The organism is Croceitalea sp. W27, from assembly GCF_055693185.1.
Genome location: NZ_CM146327.1, coordinates 1,715,311 through 1,732,219 on the forward strand (window position 1 = coordinate 1,715,311; position 16,909 = coordinate 1,732,219).

Here is a 16,909-nt window from a genome sequence, read left to right on the forward strand (position 1 = left end):
ACAAAGAATTTAAATTTTATGAATTATTTAAGATTTTACAAATCAAAGGGTTACACGTTCGTAATTACCATAATTACCTTACGACACCCAGATATATTTATATTCTTTCTAAATTAAGGTTTTGTTTTAAGTTCCTATCTTTAAAAACGACATTTAGTAAACAACCAATACATATTCAATGGAGAACATTGTTATTATAGGAAATGGCATTGCCGGAGTTTCCGCTGCAAGACATATTCGAAAACTCTCAGATAAAAGAATCATAATAGTTTCTGCCGAAACAGATTACTTTTTTTCCAGAACCGCACTCATGTACGTTTATATGGGTCACATGAAATTCGACCACATACAACCATATGAGAATTGGTTTTGGGAGAAAAACCGCATAGAATTGGTCAGGGCTTATGTAAATAAAGTCGATACCGAACAAAAACAGCTATTATTGGATGGTTCAAGAGCTTTGAATTATGACAAACTAATTATAGCCACAGGTTCGAAGCCTAATAAATTCGGATGGCCAGGCCAAGACTTACATGGGGTTCAAGGTCTTTATTCTAAACAAGACCTTGATTTATTAGAAGTAAATGCCCCCAATAAAGATGTTTGTAAAAGGGCAGTAATCGTTGGAGGTGGATTAATAGGAATAGAACTTGCCGAAATGCTGCGAAGTAGAGATATCCCTGTCACATTTCTTGTAAGGGAAAGCAGCTTCTGGAATGGGGTCTTACCAGAAGGCGAATCACAATTGATCAATGAACATATTAAAGAACATCATATCGATTTGCGCCTTTCCACTAATCTTAAAGAAATTGTTTCTGATGATAATGGTAAGGTAAAATCGGTAATCATCGATGAAACCGGTGAAGAATTGGCCTGCGATATGGTCGGCCTAACAGCTGGCGTAACCCCAAATATTGATTTTCTTAAAGATTCGGGCATTGAACTAGGAAGAGGGGTGAAAGTAAATCGGTTTTTAGAAACAAATGTGAGTGACGTGTATGCCATAGGTGATTGTGCCGAACAGCACGAGGCAATTGGCAATAGACGACCCATAGAGGCGGTGTGGTATACAGGGCGTATGATGGGCGAGACAGTAGCTCAAACGATTTGCGGTAATAAGTTGGAATACAAGCCCGGACATTGGTTTAATTCTGCCAAATTCTTAGATATTGAATACCAGACCTATGGTTGGGTTTTTGGTGCCAGAGGTCAAAAAGATTACGAAGAGCAATTTCATTGGAGACATTCCAGCGAAAAAGTTTGTGTTACAGTATCCTTTCATAAAGAGACAAATCTGTTTTTGGGCATCAACACATTCGGCATCCGTATGCGTCATGAAATTTTTGATAGATGGTTGACCGAAGAACGTGATGTCGATTATGTAATGGAACATTTAACAGATGCCAATTTCGACCCTGAATTTTACAAACAATACGAAAAAGAAATTGTTTCTAAGTTCAATTCTGATTTCAACAAATCGATACAAACAAAAAAGAAAAGTTTAAAACGAATATTTCAACTCAAATAGCATACAATGAGTAACTACGATAGAAGTATGGCCTTAACGGGTCAACCACCTACAACTTTAAGCAGAAACCAAAAAATTGCAACACTAATTGGCCTTGCAGGCCTAGCTGTAATTCTGCTTGCGGCTTTTAATATTAGCTTTCCTAATAAGGGATTATGGTTAAGTATTTCTTTGGCCGCCATTTCTACAGGTATTATCTGGTTTTCTTGGGATGCTTATTCCAACAAAGAACCAGGTATTAAAAACGATGGTGTTTGGTTCAAATCCATTTCGAGTAAAGGATTTTGGGGTTGGATAGCTGGTATCGCCCTAACGAGTTTCTATATTATTCTTTATTTCTATCCAGAGTATTTAGGATTGGTCGCCAAAGGCGACAACAAAGGGGTAATTGGCCTTTTTGACCCTTTAAGTAGACTTTTAAGTGGCAACCCCGCCAGCCAATGGTTTGTTTACGGAACCCTATATACTGTTGCTATTTTGGCATTTGGCATAAAATTCATGTGGAAATATCGCCATAACAGGTATGAGCGAATTCGTACGATGAGCGTTATGTTCTTTCAAACGGGTTTTGCATTCATTATCCCTGAGTTAATGGCTCGTTTAAATGGAAGTTCGGTCTTAAATGGTGGTAGTCTGCCCTACTATGATCTAAAAAATATGTGGCCTTTGAACTACTATAATTTTGAAGGCTATCGAATAAAAGGCTTCTTGAGTTCTGGTGATATTGGTTTCGCACTATTGATTTTTGGTGTTGCAACCGTATTCATTATAAGCCCGATACTAACCTACAAATACGGTAAACGTTGGTATTGTTCATGGGTTTGCGGCTGTGGCGGTTTGGCAGAAACTGCGGGAGATTCTTTTCGCCAACTTAGTGACAAAACTGTAAAAGCTTGGAAAGTTGAACGCTGGGTTGTTCATAGCGTTGTAGTTTTTGTAACCTTAATGACCACTGCCGTTGTTTACTCGTATTTAGGAACTGACACCAGCAAATATTGGCTCACTAAAAGCACCTTTTTGATTGGTGTTGCGGCATTACTTACCACCGTTTTTACCTTGGTGATGATTTTTAAAAGGGAGCAACTTCAACAAGATGCTAAATATGGCGCGATAGGTTACTTGGTCATAATACTTGCTTTAATAGGTATCCATTTTTTTAGTGGAGAAGGCAATGTATTTTTATTCAAATCAGAAACGCTGCGTAAGTCGTATTCTTTTTTAATTGGCAGTATTTTCTCTGGGGTAATCGGAACTGGATTCTATCCAATCTTTGGAAACCGTGTTTGGTGTCGCTTTGGATGCCCGATGGCAGCCATTTTAGGTTTTCAACAACGTCTATTCTCAAAATTTAGAATAACAACGAATGGAGGGCAATGTATTTCATGTGGCAACTGTTCTACGTATTGTGAAATGGGTATAGATGTACGTGCATATGCCCAAAAAGGCGAAAATATTGTTCGTTCTAGTTGTGTTGGTTGCGGTATCTGCTCGGCTGTATGCCCAAGAGGGGTGCTAAAATTAGAGAATGGCCCTTTAGAAGGTCGCATAGATAGCAAGCAGGTTTTATTGGGTAATGATGTAGATCTAATGTCTTTGGTAAACAAAAAATAAACATGCTACGTTTGAGTTTTGTTATTTTCTTTTTGGTTGTTTCACCTGCAAAAACCTATCATCGCGACTATTATGAGAATGGAAATCTAAAAGCGCAAGGTTGGAAAGAAGGAGAATCTAAAGAAGATTTCTGGAAATATTATCACCAAAATGGTGGCATAAAAGCTCAGGGGCACTATAGCCAAAATCGTGAAATAGACTATTGGTATTTCTATAATGAGAACGGGACATTAGAGATGGAAGGCCATTTTAAAAATGGACAAAAAGTAAAGTGGTGGCTTTTTTACGACGAAAATGGTAAAGTTAACCACAAATGCCAATTAAAAGATGGTATTAAAAATGGCTATTGCCTTAAATACATGGATGAAGAATTAACGTCGGCCGAGAAATATAGAAATGGAAAAAAAATAAAGGAGTGGTTTAGCTTTAGTAGTTTTAAAAAAGAAAACAAACTTTCTGACCTCAAGTAATGGCTGATATTAAAGTTATTATTCCTGCTTACAACGAAGGTGATTCTATAGGCCATGTGGTATCAAAGATTCCGAAATCGGTTTCTGAAATTATTGTGGTCAATAACAATTCTACTGACGATACGGTTACAAATGCACAAAACGCAGGGGCTACTGTATTAACCGAGAACAAAAGAGGCTATGGTTATGCCTGTCTAAAAGGAATGGATTACATAGCCAAACAGTCCAAACAACCTGATATTATCGTATTTATTGACGGAGACTATTCTGATTATCCAGAAGAATTGGATAAAATTGTAGCTCCTATCTTAAATCAGAAAATGGATTTTGTAATAGGAGCGCGAAAAAAAGAACTTAGGGAAGCAGGCTCAATGACTTTTCCTCAAATCTTCGGTAACGAACTGGCCACTTTTTTAATGCGTATATTTTTTAGAGCAAAATTTACGGATTTAGGACCTTTTCGTGCAATTCGATATGAAAAACTCAAAGAATTGCAGATGGAAGACAAAACTTATGGATGGACGGTAGAAATGCAGTTAAAAGCCTTACGTAAAAAACTAGCATATACCGAAGTACCAGTGCGTTACAAAAAAAGAATTGGTGTCTCAAAAGTTTCTGGTACCGTAAAAGGTGCTATATTTGCAGGCGTAAAAATTTTAGGTTGGATATTCAAATACAGCATTAAATAACTATGGGACTCACAATAGCTTATATTATCATTGCGGTTTACAGTTTAGCCTTAATTCTGATTTTTTTCTACAGTCTGGCGCAATTGAATTTATTGGTCAATTATTTGAGTAATAAAAAGCAAAACGATGAGGCACCCAAATTCAATCTTTTAGACCCTAGGGAAATTCCTCATGTTACCATACAACTCCCTGTGTATAATGAGGAGTATGTGATGGAACGATTACTTGAAAATATATCCGAAATAGAATACCCAAAAAGTAAGTTAGAAATCCAAGTTCTAGACGACTCCACCGACGATACCGTAATAGATACTGCAAAACGTATTCAGGCTCTTCAAGAAGCTGGATTGGATATTAAACATATATGCAGAACTAACCGCCAAGGCTTTAAGGCCGGAGCTTTGAAAGAAGGACTTGAGATTGCAAAAGGGGAGTTCATTGCCATTTTCGACGCTGATTTTCTACCTGAGCGCGATTGGTTAAAAAAGACCGTACCTTACTTCAAGGATAGTGAGATTGGGGTTGTTCAAACCAGATGGGGGCATATCAATAGAGACTATTCCACTTTAACAAGAATTCAAGCTTTTGCTTTAGATGCCCATTTTACTTTAGAACAGGTCGGTCGTAATTCAAAAGGGCATTTTATCAATTTTAACGGTACTGCAGGCATTTGGAGAAAAGAATGTATCCTCGATGCCGGTAATTGGGAAGGTGATACGCTGACTGAAGATTTAGACTTGAGTTACCGCGCGCAACTTAAAAACTGGAAGTTCAAATACCTAGAAGATGTAGAAACTCCTGCAGAGTTACCTGTAGTAATGAGCGCAGCGCGTTCGCAACAATTCCGTTGGAATAAAGGTGGTGCTGAAAACTTCAGAAAAACAGTGTTAAGTGTAGTAAAGTCGAAGAATATTGATTTTAAAACCAAATTTCATGGGGTGATGCACTTACTGAACAGTTCAATGTTCCTTTGTGTATTCATTGTTGCCTTGTTGAGCATACCGATGCTTTACATCAAAAATACATATGGTCATCTAGCATGGGTTTTTGAGGTAACAAGTTTTTTCATTGTTAGTACTATAATTTTATTCTTTTGTTATTGGTATACCTATAAGAGTATTCAAGGCAGTGGCTTTGATAAGTTTATTGATTATATCAAGTTATTTTTTACCTTTTTCTCGGTAGCCTTAGGCCTTTCCTTGCACAACTCTATCGCAGTTATGGAAGGTCATTTAGGTAAGCGAAGTGAATTTGTTCGCACACCAAAATTTAATATCAATAATCTAACGGATAGTTGGAAAGGTAATCGCTATTTAGCAACCAAGCTTTCTCCAAATATGATTATTGAGTTTGCCCTAATGCTTTACTTCTTGTTTGGAATGTATAGTGCCGTTCCTTTAAATGATTATGGGCTTTTTCCTTTTCATTTAATGTTATTCTTAGGTTTTGGTTTTGTTTTCTTTAAGTCCTTGACGGCAAAAGCCTAACGAATGTATTCTTACTGGAAATTACACAAATACCCCATAATCATTGCACTGGGTTGTGTTTTATTCTATTACACATTTGCCTATCATTTAATTCGTGAAGACTTCGTAAAACTACTTAGCCTATATTCTGCGCTTTTCTTCTTTTATTACAAGCTTATTCAGTTTGAAAAATGGAACTTTAAATTTCTTTTAGTTACCGGCATACTTTTTAGACTTATTTTTCTTTTTTCAGACCCTAATCTTTCTCAAGATTTTTACCGTTTTATATGGGATGGGGAACTCATCAAGAATGGCATTAATCCCTATTTATATACACCTAATACTTTAATAGAACAATCTGATTTAGTTGTAGCGAACGCGCAACAGCTCTACGAAGGAATGGGTTCTTTAAGCGCTAGACATTTTAGCAACTACCCTCCGTTAAACCAACTTATTTTCACCATTTCTACCTTTATAGGAGGTGGTACCATATTAGGGTCATTAGTTGTGATGCGTCTCGTCATTATTTTAGCAGATATTGGCATTCTAATTTTTGGAAGAAAGCTGCTACTGCATTTAGGGCGTTCAAATCATCTTGCATTCTGGTATTTTCTAAATCCCCTAGTTATAATAGAGCTTTCGGGAAACTTGCATTTTGAGGGGGTCATGCTCTTTTTCTTTGTTTGGGCGATGTACTTAATTTCTATTCAAAAATGGAAATTGGCCGCCCCCGTCTATGCGCTTTCAATTCTGGTAAAACTTGTTCCCATTTTATTTTTACCCTTATTTTTAAAACATTTAGGGCTTAAAAAAAGTGCCCTGTTCTATAGTTTAGTTGGTTTTACCTGCCTTATATTTCTCCTCCCCTTTTATTCATCAGAGTTCATTACTAACTATGCACAAACTGTAGGGCTATGGTTTTCTAATTTTGAGTTTAATGCTTCCGTCTATAATTTAGTCAAAAAAGTAGGCGTTGTCTATTTTGAAGCCAAACCGTGGGAGCTTGTTAAAGCTTACGGAAGTCTAGTTCCAAAATTGGTCATCAGCATTGCTTTGCTTCTCACTTTTCTAAGAAAAAACCAAGACCTAAAAAAATTACTTGGTTCTATGCTTTTATTGCTTTCTAGTTATTATTTTCTTTCTAGTACGGTGCATCCTTGGTATATCATATTCCTCTTGGTGCTGGCAATTTTCTCTGATTACCGTTTTGCTATGGTGTGGTCTGCCACTGTTGTTCTTAGCTATTTTACCTATGCAAACCCTGATTTTAAAGAGAACTTATGGTTAATTAACCTTGAATATTGTTTGGTATTTGGGTACTTCATTTATGAAATTTTTAAAAATCATAACATAAAAGCAAGGTTTAGTAAAAAAATCAACCTTGGTTAGGTGCTTTAAAATTAATTTGTACTTTTGAACCATAATGAACGAACAAAACTACATATCCACACTTGAGAGCTACTCAGCTCCAGTATGTCCGTTCGCTCGTCGCCGTCGCCCGTAAGGGTGCATAATATCTATGGGAATAGGTGAGTCCATTCCCGCAAGTCTCAAAAACAATTTTATTATTTACTCTAAAACATTTAGCAATGGAAATCATTGTTGCTAACGAATCACATTTTAAATACGCTCAAATTATAAGCGATACTATAACTGAATCTGCAAAGGTTAGAGGTACCGGTATTGCGCAGCGTACACCAGAATATATTCTGAAAAGGCTCGAAAATGGTAATGCGGTAATAGCATTAGAGGACGATAAGTTCGCTGGCTTTTGCTATATAGAAGTTTGGGGAAATAAAGGATTCGTGGCCAATTCTGGATTAATTGTTCATCCTGATTTTCGTAATCAAGGCCTTGCCAAAAAAATCAAAAAGCGAATCTTTGAACTGTCACGAGAAAAGTTTCCTGATGCCAAAATTTTTGGAATCACTACCGGGCTTCCCGTAATGAAAATGAATTACGAGTTAGGTTACAAGCCTGTTACCTTTTCGGAATTAACGGATGACCCTGATTTCTGGAAGGGCTGTCAGACCTGCAAGAACTTTGATATTCTTACCCGGACGGAAAGAAAAATGTGCCTATGTACAGGTATGTTATACGACCCCGTAACCAAATCAAGAGATAAAGAGAAACTAAACAGTAAGGCCTTTCAAAGACTAAAAGGAATTAAAGAAAACCTGTTTTTAAAGAAAAAATCGAAATAACCCTGTCACATCGAGCGGAGTCGAGATGCATAGTACAAAAAAAACCAATCTCGACTACGTTTGAGCTGACATTTAGCTATATAAGACAATGAAAAAATTAATACTGGCATACAGTGGTGGATTAGATACTTCATATTGCGCCAAATACCTTTCAAAAGAAAAGGGATATGAAGTTCACGCCGTAAGCGTAAACACTGGCGGATTTTCGACTGAAGAAATTGCGACCATAAAAGAAAAGGCTCTTGCCTTGGGCGCAACCAGCTATACTTCTATCGATGCCGTACAGAACTTTTATGATAAGGTAGTGAAGTACTTGATTTTCGGCAATGTTTTACGGAACAATACCTACCCGCTTTCGGTTAGTGCAGAACGAATAGTGCAGGCTGTTGAAATTGTAAATCACGCTAAAAAGGTAGGTGCTAAATACATCGCGCATGGTAGTACCGGTGCCGGTAATGACCAAGTACGGTTCGATATGATTTTTCAAACCTTGGCTCCGGAAATTGAAATTATAACCCCTATTAGAGATAATCAATTGGCTAGAGAGGAAGAAATTGAATATTTAAAAGCTAATGGAGTAGACTATTCTTGGGAAAAAGCAAAATATTCAATTAATAAAGGTTTATGGGGAACTTCTGTTGGTGGTGCAGAGACATTGACATCTAACCTGCCACTACCGGATAGTGCCTACCCAAGTCAATTGCAACAAAAAGAGCCTTCAGAGGTGAAACTGACTTTCAAAAAAGGGGAACTTACAGCTATCAATGATGAAAAAAATACTCCTGTAAAGAACATCGAAAAACTTGAAGCTATGGCATCAAAGTACGCTATAGGCCGAGATATTCATGTGGGAGACACCATTATCGGTATTAAAGGTCGGGTAGGTTTTGAAGCTGCAGCGCCACTGATTATTATTAAGGCCCATCATTTATTGGAGAAACACACGCTAAGCAAATGGCAGCAATATCAAAAAGAGCAACTGGGAAATTTTTATGGTATGCTCTTGCATGAGGGTAATTATTTGGATGAAGTAATGCGAAATACCGAGGCCTTCTTATCGGATACTCAAAAGTATGTTTCTGGTGATGTATTTGTAGGCCTTTATCCTTTTCAATTCAGATTAAACGGTATCTTCTCTGAACATGATCTAATGAATGCCTCCTTTGGAAGCTATGGTGAAATGAATAAAGGCTGGACAGCAGATGAAGCTAAAGGCTTTATAAAAATAGCATCCAACGCAGGGAAAATTGCAAACCATGTAAATCAACATCATGATTAAGGCAGGCATTATAGGGGGTTCTGGTTATACCGGTGGTGAACTGATCCGATTATTATTGAATCATCCTGAAATTGAAATTGATTTTGTCTACAGTACAACAAAAGCGGGGACAAAAATCTCATCGGCGCATCACGATTTACTGGGTCAAACCGATTTAAGGTTTTCAAGCACCGTAAATGAGCGAGTCGATGTTTTGTTTTTATGCCTTGGGCATGGCAATTCCTCTAAGTTTTTGAAAGAACATATATTTTCCGGTCGAACAAAAATCATTGACCTCAGCAACGACTTTAGACTACAGGCAGATGCAACTTTTGATGGAAAAACATTTGTTTACGGATTGCCAGAACTGTTCAAATCGAAAATTGAACAGACACAGTTTATTGCTAATCCTGGATGTTTTGCGACAACAATTCAATTGGCATTACTACCATTGGCAAAAGCAGAACTATTAGCCAATGAAGTTCATATCAATGCAGTTACTGGTAGTACCGGCGCAGGTATAAAACCTTCAGAAACCTCCCATTTCAGCTGGCGCAACAATAATGTAAGCTGGTATAAACCTTTTACCCATCAACATTTAGGTGAAATTGGTGAAAGTTTAAACTCATTTGGGCATGCTACGGGAAAACTACGATTTCTTCCTAATAGGGGTAATTTCACTAGGGGAATATTGGCAACGGCCTATACCAAATTTGATGGTTCTTTAGAGGATGCTATTAAATTGTATAGGAGTTTTTATTCCGAAGCATTATTTACCCAAATCTCAGAAGAGCCTATCCACCTAAAACAAGTTGTAAATACGAACAATTGCCATATTCATTTGCATAAAGATGATGACGTTTTATTGGTAACCTCAGCTATCGATAATTTACTAAAAGGCGCATCTGGGCAGGCCGTACAGAATATGAACCTTATGTTCGGTTTTGAAGAAGCAAAGGGCTTACAATTAAAAGCAGGCGTATTTTAAAATAAAAACAATGAAAATAGCAATTATAGGAACAGGTAACTTAGGGCTAGCCATTGCCAAAGGAATTTTGCATAGTAACGGTGCTACAACAATGTACCTTACGAAAAGAAATACCGCTGATATCGAAGACTTTGAAAAGTATGGCAATGTCACGGTAACCAATGACAACAACGAGGCCGTAAAAAATTCGGATATTTTAATTTTTGCCGTTCAACCAGGGCATTTTGAGAGCATTTTGTATGACATTAAAAATGAATTGGGCGAGAAGCACGTAATAATGAGTACTATTACCGGTTTTGGTATTGATAAAATAGAATCTATAATCGGTTCAGATAAATACATTATTCGAACAATGCCCAATACGGCTATTTCGGTCGGTAAATCAATGACATGTATTTGTAGTAACGGATTGGGCCAAAAACGAATTGAATTGGCCAAAGCTATTTTCAATAGAATGGGACATTCTTTAGAAATACCAGAAGAACAAATGCAAGCGGCAACGGTTATTTGCGCAAGCGGAATTGCTTTCTGGATGCGACTAATCCGTGCGACTACACAAGGTGCTATTCAACTGGGTTTTGATGCCAGAGAAGCTCAAGAATTGGCAATGCATACTTGTAATGGGGCCGCCAGTCTATTAATTGAATCCGGCAGTCATCCTGAAGAAGAAATTGATAGAGTAACCACACCACAAGGGTGTACCATTTCAGGACTTAATGAAATGGAGCATCAAGGTTTAAGTTCTTCACTGATACGAGGTATTGTAACCTCCTTTGAAAAAATAAGTGATATTAGAAAAGGTTAACGCTGTCAGGTCGAGCGGAGTCGAGACCTAAATAATGAGATTCCCGCCTACGCGGGAATAACAAAAAAGTAATTATGGAACTATTTGATGTATACCCCCTTTATAATGTAACTCCGGTTTCCGCAAAGGGAATCGAAGTTATAGATGATAAGGGGCAAAAATATTTGGATTTTTATGGTGGGCACGCTGTTATTTCTATTGGGCACTCGCACCCGCATTACGTTCAACGCTTAAAAAATCAGCTAGATAAAATTGGATTTTACAGTAATTCTGTTCAAAACCCATTGCAGGCTGAGCTTGCTCAAAAATTAGGTGCACTTTCAAAATGTGAAGACTACAACCTGTTTTTGTGCAATTCCGGAGCCGAGGCCAATGAAAATGCACTTAAAATGGCCTCTTTTCATACAAAAAAGTCTAAAGTTATCGCGTTTAAGAATGCTTTTCATGGTAGAACTTCGGCAGCGGTCGCTACTACGGATAACCAAAAAATAAATGCCCCCTTAAACCAGCAGCAAAAGGTTACATTTCTTGATTTTGAAGATTTTACCGGTTTAGAAGGCGAACTAAAAACTGGTAATTACTGCGCTGTAATTTTAGAGGCCATACAAGGTGTAGGCGGTCTTGATGAACCAAGCTCAGAATTCTATCAATTTATACAAGAAAAGTGTAAAGAAAACAATGTTTTGGTCATTGCAGATGAAGTACAATCAGGCTTTGGTCGCAGCGGTAAATTCTTCGGTTTTCAACATCATGGTATTCAGCCAGATATCATATCAATAGCTAAAGGCATGGGCAACGGCTTTCCTGTAGGCGGAATACTGATTCATAAATCAATTAAGGCATCCTACGGACTTTTAGGAACCACTTTTGGCGGCAATCATTTAGCCTGTGTTGCAACACTGGCAGTTTTAGAGGTTTTAGAACTTGAGAACTTAATTGAAAACGCATCAACACTTGACTCTTATTTTAAAGAAATTGCCAGTACCATTCCTGAGGTAAAAAAGGTAAAGGGAAGGGGTTTAATGTTAGGCCTTGAGTTTGATTTTGAAGTTTCCGGTTTAAGAAAAAAATTAATCCATAATCAACATGTGTTCACAGGTGGTTCGGCCAATAAAAAACTCCTCCGATTTCTACCTGCCCTAAATATTACAAAAGAGCAAATCACTAGTTTCTTTAATGCGCTTAAAGCAGAATTATAATGAAAAATTACCTTCATATCAGCGATTTAGAAAACCTGCAAGATGCGGTTAAAGAAGCTATTGCACTAAAGCAAAATCCGTATCAGTTTAAAGAATTGGGCAAACAAAAAACCATTTGTCTATTATTCTTCAATAATAGCCTTCGTACCCGTTTGAGCACACAAAAAGCCGCTATGACTCTTGGACTTGATGTCATGGTCATGAATTTTGGAAGCGAAGGATGGCAGCTAGAGTTTGAAGATGGAACCGTAATGGACCAAGGAAAATCGGAACATGTTAAAGAAGCGGCAAAGGTAGTTTCGCAATATGCAGATATTGTCGCCATAAGGGCATTTGCAGGTTTAATTGATAAGGAAAAAGATGAAGCAGAAATAGTTCTGAAAAGTTTTGAAAAATATGCTAGCATTCCTGTTGTGAATATGGAAAGTTCAGTAGGCCATCCGTTACAAGCCCTAGCCGATGCCATTACCTTAGAAGAACATAAAACCATAAAGAAACCAAAAATTGTCTTGTCTTGGGCGCCCCATCCTAAAGCCCTGCCCCATGCCGTGGCAAATTCTTTTGTTGAAATGATGAAGCTGCAAGATGCCGATTTTGTAATAACGCATCCTGAAGGATATGAGCTAAATCAAGAAATCACAAAGGACTGTAAAATTGTGTATGACCAAGAAAAAGCCTTGGAAAATGCGAACTTTGTATATGTTAAAAACTGGAGTAGTTATTCGAATTACGGAAAGGTTTTATCTGAAGACAAGAATTGGATGATGACCAAGAAAAAATTGGGTGATGCCAAATTCATGCATTGCCTTCCTGTGAGGAGAAATGTGGTGGTAGAAGATGCTGTTTTAGACAGCAACCAAAGTTTGGTTATCGACCAGGCGAACAATAGAACTTATTCGGCCCAATTGGTCTTAAAAAGAATTTTAGAAAAACTGTGAATCAGCAATTATCTATAGTGAAAATTGGTGGTAACATCATTGAGAATGAGCTAGAACTCTCAAAGTTCTTGACTTTGTTTTCAAAGCTAGAGGGTTCTAAAATTCTAGTTCATGGGGGTGGCAAAAAGGCAAATCAGGTTTTAGAAAAAATGGGGATAAGCCCTAAAATGGTGAATGGGAGAAGAATTACCGATCTAGAAAGCCTTGATGTGGCCATTATGGTTTACGGTGGGTTGACAAACAAGAAAATAGTAGCCCAACTTCAGGCTTTAAATTGTAACGCAATCGGAATGAGTGGCGCAGATGCAAATGCAATTCAAGCCCATAAAAGACCTGTAAATGATATTGATTATGGGTTTGCTGGTGATGTAGATGGGGTTTCAAACAATACGTTGAATTCCATTTTACAATTGGGACTTACACCTGTTTTTTGTGCTTTGACCCATAATCAAAAGGGGCAACTATTAAATACCAATGCCGATACCGTTGCATCTGAATTGGCGATTGGTATGAGCAAAAACTATGAAACGACACTTTATTACTGCTTTGAGTTAAACGGTGTTCTGAGAGATTTTAAAGATAAAACTTCTGTCATTAAAAAAATTGATTCTGCTTCTTATGCAAATTTAATTTCTGATGGAATTATTGCAGACGGAATGCTTCCAAAAATGCATAACTGCTTTCATGCCCTAAAAAATGGTGTTAAAGAAGTTAGAATGGGTAATTTAGCCCTATTCGAAAAAGAAAATACAAACTATACAAGATTAGTTTTATGACAATCGATAAAGATACTTTGGCCCAAGAAGCCATCACTCTGTTAAAGCAACTGATTTCCATTCCTTCATTTTCGCAAGAAGAAGATGAAACTGCTGAAGCTATTGCTACTTGGCTCAAAAAATTTGGAGTAAAAACCAAACGCCAATACAATAATATTTATGCGTTCAACAAATATTATGATGAAAACAAACCCAATTTACTGCTGAACTCGCACCATGATACGGTTAAACCAAATTCGGCATACACCAAAGACCCATTCAATCCGCATGTGGAAGATGGAAAACTGTATGGTTTAGGAAGCAACGATGCCGGGGGCTGTCTGTGTTCGTTGTTGGCGACTTTCGTTCATTTTTATGAGCGAAACGATTTAAGCCATAACATTATAATGTCGGCAACCGCAGAAGAGGAAGATGCTGGTGAACTAAGTATTTCCGCCTTGTTACCAATTTTACCAGAAATTGAACTTGCCATAGTTGGTGAACCTACTTTAATGCAATTGGCAGTCGCTGAAAAAGGACTAATCGTGTATGATGGTAAAGTAAGCGGCACTCCTTCTCATGCGGCACATCCAAATGACAACAATTCTATTTACAATACCATTGAGGTTTTAGAATGGTTTAAAAACTATCGTTTTCCAAAAGTTTCCGATGTGCTTGGCCCTGTAAAGATGACCGTTACCCAAATTAAGGCAGGTTCACAACATAACGTAGTTCCTGCTCATGTAGATTTGGTGATAGATACACGGGTAAATGATTGTTATACGAACGAACAAATAAATGAGATACTACAACAAGAAGCACCTTGTGAACTCATACCGCGCTCCCTTGATAAAAGCAGTTCAGCTATCTCTATAGACCACCCTTTGGTAAAATCAGGCATTGCGCTTGGAAGAGAGACTTACGGTTCACCTACCCTTTCTGACCAAACTGAACTAAGTTGCCAGTCTTTAAAGTTAGGTCCTGGCGATAGTACACGTTCGCATTCGTCTGATGAATTTATTTATGTAAAAGAAGTCGAAGAAGGAGTAGGGCTTTACATAGCTATTTTAGAAGGATTTTTAAAATAGTTAGCAGTTATAAGTTTTTAGTTCTAAGCATGTATAATTACAGTGATTTAATAGTGTGGCAGAAAGCAATGAACTTGGTTGAGTTGGTATATAAAACCACAGGGCAGCTTCCAAATGAAGAAAAGTTTGGGTTAACAAGTCAAATCCGAAGAAGTGCAGTCTCTATTCCAAGTAATATTGCTGAAGGAGCAGGGCGGAACTCAAAAAAATCATTTCGGCATTTTCTCGAAATTTCCAATGGTTCAGTTAATGAACTTAAAACCCAATTAGAAATTAGTAAAAGATTGAATTATATTTCAAAAGAAGAATTAGACGCTATCTTGAATCTTTGCGGTGAAGTCCAAAAAATGATGTATTCACTCATTAGAAAATATTCTAATCCCAAAGACTTATAACTTCAAACTAAAAACTTAGAACTATAAAAAATGAAACTCTGGGACAAAGGATTTAGTACTGACAAGAAAATAGACCACTTTACCGTCGGTAATGACCGTGAATTGGATTTACTTTTGGCAAAATATGATGTTATCGCTTCAAAAGCACATGCGAAGATGCTCGGCAAGGTTGGTCTAATCAAAGATGAGGAAGGAACACTACTTGTCAAGGAGCTGAACATTATTGCAAAATCTATAGAAGAAGGAACTTTCACGATTGAAGATACCTTTGAGGATATGCACTCAAAAATCGAGTTTCTTCTAACTGAAAAGCTAGGTGACACCGGAAAAAAAATCCATTCGGCACGTTCTAGAAACGATCAGGTTTTGGTGGCCATGCATTTGTATTTAAAAGATGAGCTTACCGAAATAAAAGCAATGGTAAAAAGCCTTTTCGATTTACTCTTACAATTGGCCGAGAAACATCAAAAAATATTGCTCCCAGGGTATACCCATCTTCAAATTGCAATGCCTTCCTCCTTTGGGCTTTGGTTTTCAGCCTATGCGGAAAGTCTCATTGATGATTTATATTTTGTAAATGCTGCTTACAAAGTGGCCGATCAAAACCCTTTAGGTAGCGCTGCAGGTTATGGAAGTTCCTTCCCTATCGACCGAAGTTTTACGACCCAAGAAATGGGTTTTGAAACCATGAAATATAATGTGGTTGCCGCGCAAATGAACCGAGGAAAAGTGGAGAAAGCTGCAGCTTTCGGAATGGCCAATATCGCCGCTACACTATCCAAACTAGCTATGGATATTTGCTTGTACATGAGCCAGAATTTTGAATTTATTTCTTTCCCAGATGAATTGACTACTGGCTCTAGTATCATGCCCCACAAGAAAAATCCCGATGTATTTGAATTAATAAGAGCCAAATGCAATAAAATTCAGGCAATCCCCAATCAACTTACATTAGTCACAAACAACCTCCCTAGTGGCTATCATCGTGATTTGCAGTTGGTGAAAGAAATTATAATACCTGCCATTCAAGATATGAAAGCGTGCCTTGAAATTCTGACCTTTAGTCTTAAAGAAATTAGGGTCAACGGAAGTATTTTAAAGGACCCTAAATATGATTATTTGTTCAGCGTAGATACGCTAAATGAAATGGTCAAAAACGGCATTCCGTTTCGTGATGCTTATAAAACAATGGGAAAGGCTATCGAAAATGGAAACTTTAAACCAAAAAGGGATATTTCACATACTCACGAAGGCAGTTTGGGCAATTTGTGTTTGGAAGAGATAAGGGCTAAAATGGACAATCTACCTTAGCGAAAATGCTTTATTCCAAAACTTCAATGACCTCTATTTCGTGTGCATCGATTGTTTGTGGATTAAAAACCCTCATAAGATTATAATAATAGGCAATGCTATAGTGGTCGTAAATAGCAACTTGTAAAAAGTAGCTTGGTCATTTTTAAACCATATGAGAAGGCAAAAAATGAGAAAACAGACCAAACTGAATACTCCAATAAT

Annotated in this window: 16 protein-coding genes; all 16 read left to right on the top strand. The window is 37.4% G+C overall.

What is annotated here, in order from left to right; translation table 11 throughout:
- Positions 1–178 precede the first annotated feature (178 nt).
- Positions 179–1,528 (top strand): NAD(P)/FAD-dependent oxidoreductase, encoded by a 1,350-nt coding sequence (locus ACZ1GR_RS07790; RefSeq protein ID WP_472611578.1) that lies wholly within the window; start codon positions 179–181, stop codon positions 1,526–1,528.
- A gap of 6 nt (positions 1,529–1,534) precedes the next feature.
- Positions 1,535–3,139: a 4Fe-4S binding protein gene (locus tag ACZ1GR_RS07795; RefSeq protein ID WP_472611579.1), complete on the top strand. Its 1,605-nt coding sequence runs from the start codon at positions 1,535–1,537 to the stop codon at positions 3,137–3,139.
- A 2-nt stretch (positions 3,140–3,141) separates the two neighbouring features.
- A complete protein-coding gene (locus ACZ1GR_RS07800; RefSeq protein WP_472611580.1) occupies positions 3,142–3,609 on the top strand; it encodes a toxin-antitoxin system YwqK family antitoxin in 468 nt (155 codons plus the stop codon).
- Positions 3,609–4,298 (top strand): glycosyltransferase family 2 protein, encoded by a 690-nt coding sequence (locus tag ACZ1GR_RS07805; RefSeq protein ID WP_472611581.1) that lies wholly within the window; start codon positions 3,609–3,611, stop codon positions 4,296–4,298. Before ACZ1GR_RS07800 ends, ACZ1GR_RS07805 begins: the two co-directional genes overlap by 1 nt.
- 2 nt (positions 4,299–4,300) lie before the next feature.
- The gene (locus ACZ1GR_RS07810) at positions 4,301–5,785 is read left to right on the top strand and encodes a cellulose synthase family protein (protein WP_472611582.1); all 1,485 of its coding nucleotides are present in this window, start codon (positions 4,301–4,303) and stop codon (positions 5,783–5,785) included.
- A gap of 3 nt (positions 5,786–5,788) precedes the next feature.
- Positions 5,789–7,153 (top strand): MptA/MptB family glycosyltransferase, encoded by a 1,365-nt coding sequence (locus ACZ1GR_RS07815; RefSeq protein ID WP_472611583.1) that lies wholly within the window; start codon positions 5,789–5,791, stop codon positions 7,151–7,153.
- A gap of 200 nt (positions 7,154–7,353) precedes the next feature.
- A complete protein-coding gene (locus ACZ1GR_RS07820; protein WP_472611584.1) occupies positions 7,354–7,968 on the top strand; it encodes a GNAT family N-acetyltransferase in 615 nt (204 codons plus the stop codon).
- 88 nt (positions 7,969–8,056) lie between these two features.
- A complete protein-coding gene (locus tag ACZ1GR_RS07825) occupies positions 8,057–9,247 on the top strand; it encodes an argininosuccinate synthase (RefSeq protein WP_472611585.1) in 1,191 nt (396 codons plus the stop codon).
- Positions 9,240–10,214: an N-acetyl-gamma-glutamyl-phosphate reductase gene (argC, locus tag ACZ1GR_RS07830; RefSeq protein WP_472611586.1), complete on the top strand. Its 975-nt coding sequence runs from the start codon at positions 9,240–9,242 to the stop codon at positions 10,212–10,214. Before ACZ1GR_RS07825 ends, argC begins: the two co-directional genes overlap by 8 nt.
- Positions 10,215–10,224: 10 nt before the next feature.
- The gene (gene proC, locus ACZ1GR_RS07835) at positions 10,225–11,019 is read left to right on the top strand and encodes a pyrroline-5-carboxylate reductase (protein WP_472611587.1); all 795 of its coding nucleotides are present in this window, start codon (positions 10,225–10,227) and stop codon (positions 11,017–11,019) included.
- A gap of 74 nt (positions 11,020–11,093) precedes the next feature.
- Entirely contained in the window at positions 11,094–12,218 is a 1,125-nt protein-coding gene (locus ACZ1GR_RS07840; RefSeq protein WP_472611588.1) for an aspartate aminotransferase family protein, read from the top strand.
- Complete coding sequence (locus ACZ1GR_RS07845; RefSeq protein ID WP_472611589.1) at positions 12,218–13,156, top strand: Rossmann-fold NAD(P)-binding domain-containing protein; 939 nt, start codon at positions 12,218–12,220, stop codon at positions 13,154–13,156. The genes ACZ1GR_RS07840 and ACZ1GR_RS07845 overlap by 1 nt, the downstream gene beginning before the upstream one ends.
- Complete coding sequence (argB, locus tag ACZ1GR_RS07850; RefSeq protein WP_472611590.1) at positions 13,153–13,932, top strand: acetylglutamate kinase; 780 nt, start codon at positions 13,153–13,155, stop codon at positions 13,930–13,932. The genes ACZ1GR_RS07845 and argB overlap by 4 nt, the downstream gene beginning before the upstream one ends.
- A complete protein-coding gene (locus tag ACZ1GR_RS07855) occupies positions 13,929–14,999 on the top strand; it encodes a M20 family metallo-hydrolase (protein WP_472611591.1) in 1,071 nt (356 codons plus the stop codon). Before argB ends, ACZ1GR_RS07855 begins: the two co-directional genes overlap by 4 nt.
- A 29-nt stretch (positions 15,000–15,028) precedes the next feature.
- Entirely contained in the window at positions 15,029–15,394 is a 366-nt protein-coding gene (locus ACZ1GR_RS07860; protein ID WP_472611592.1) for a four helix bundle protein, read from the top strand.
- A gap of 30 nt (positions 15,395–15,424) precedes the next feature.
- A complete protein-coding gene (argH, locus tag ACZ1GR_RS07865; protein ID WP_472611593.1) occupies positions 15,425–16,705 on the top strand; it encodes an argininosuccinate lyase in 1,281 nt (426 codons plus the stop codon).
- Positions 16,706–16,909: the final 204 nt, after the last annotated feature.

What these genes read in the sequence shown, in the direction of transcription:
- ACZ1GR_RS07790 (WP_472611578.1), top strand. Translation starts at nt 179, where the DNA reads ATGGAGAACATTGTTATTATAGGAAATGGCATTGCCGGAGTTTCCGCT.
- ACZ1GR_RS07795 (WP_472611579.1), top strand. Translation starts at nt 1,535, where the DNA reads ATGAGTAACTACGATAGAAGTATGGCCTTAACGGGTCAACCACCTACA.
- ACZ1GR_RS07800 (WP_472611580.1), top strand. Translation starts at nt 3,142, where the DNA reads ATGCTACGTTTGAGTTTTGTTATTTTCTTTTTGGTTGTTTCACCTGCA.
- ACZ1GR_RS07805 (WP_472611581.1), top strand. Translation starts at nt 3,609, where the DNA reads ATGGCTGATATTAAAGTTATTATTCCTGCTTACAACGAAGGTGATTCT.
- ACZ1GR_RS07810 (WP_472611582.1), top strand. Translation starts at nt 4,301, where the DNA reads ATGGGACTCACAATAGCTTATATTATCATTGCGGTTTACAGTTTAGCC.
- ACZ1GR_RS07815 (WP_472611583.1), top strand. Translation starts at nt 5,789, where the DNA reads ATGTATTCTTACTGGAAATTACACAAATACCCCATAATCATTGCACTG.
- ACZ1GR_RS07820 (WP_472611584.1), top strand. Translation starts at nt 7,354, where the DNA reads ATGGAAATCATTGTTGCTAACGAATCACATTTTAAATACGCTCAAATT.
- ACZ1GR_RS07825 (WP_472611585.1), top strand. Translation starts at nt 8,057, where the DNA reads ATGAAAAAATTAATACTGGCATACAGTGGTGGATTAGATACTTCATAT.
- argC (WP_472611586.1), top strand. Translation starts at nt 9,240, where the DNA reads ATGATTAAGGCAGGCATTATAGGGGGTTCTGGTTATACCGGTGGTGAA.
- proC (WP_472611587.1), top strand. Translation starts at nt 10,225, where the DNA reads ATGAAAATAGCAATTATAGGAACAGGTAACTTAGGGCTAGCCATTGCC.
- ACZ1GR_RS07840 (WP_472611588.1), top strand. Translation starts at nt 11,094, where the DNA reads ATGGAACTATTTGATGTATACCCCCTTTATAATGTAACTCCGGTTTCC.
- ACZ1GR_RS07845 (WP_472611589.1), top strand. Translation starts at nt 12,218, where the DNA reads ATGAAAAATTACCTTCATATCAGCGATTTAGAAAACCTGCAAGATGCG.
- ACZ1GR_RS07855 (WP_472611591.1), top strand. Translation starts at nt 13,929, where the DNA reads ATGACAATCGATAAAGATACTTTGGCCCAAGAAGCCATCACTCTGTTA.
- ACZ1GR_RS07860 (WP_472611592.1), top strand. Translation starts at nt 15,029, where the DNA reads ATGTATAATTACAGTGATTTAATAGTGTGGCAGAAAGCAATGAACTTG.
- argH (WP_472611593.1), top strand. Translation starts at nt 15,425, where the DNA reads ATGAAACTCTGGGACAAAGGATTTAGTACTGACAAGAAAATAGACCAC.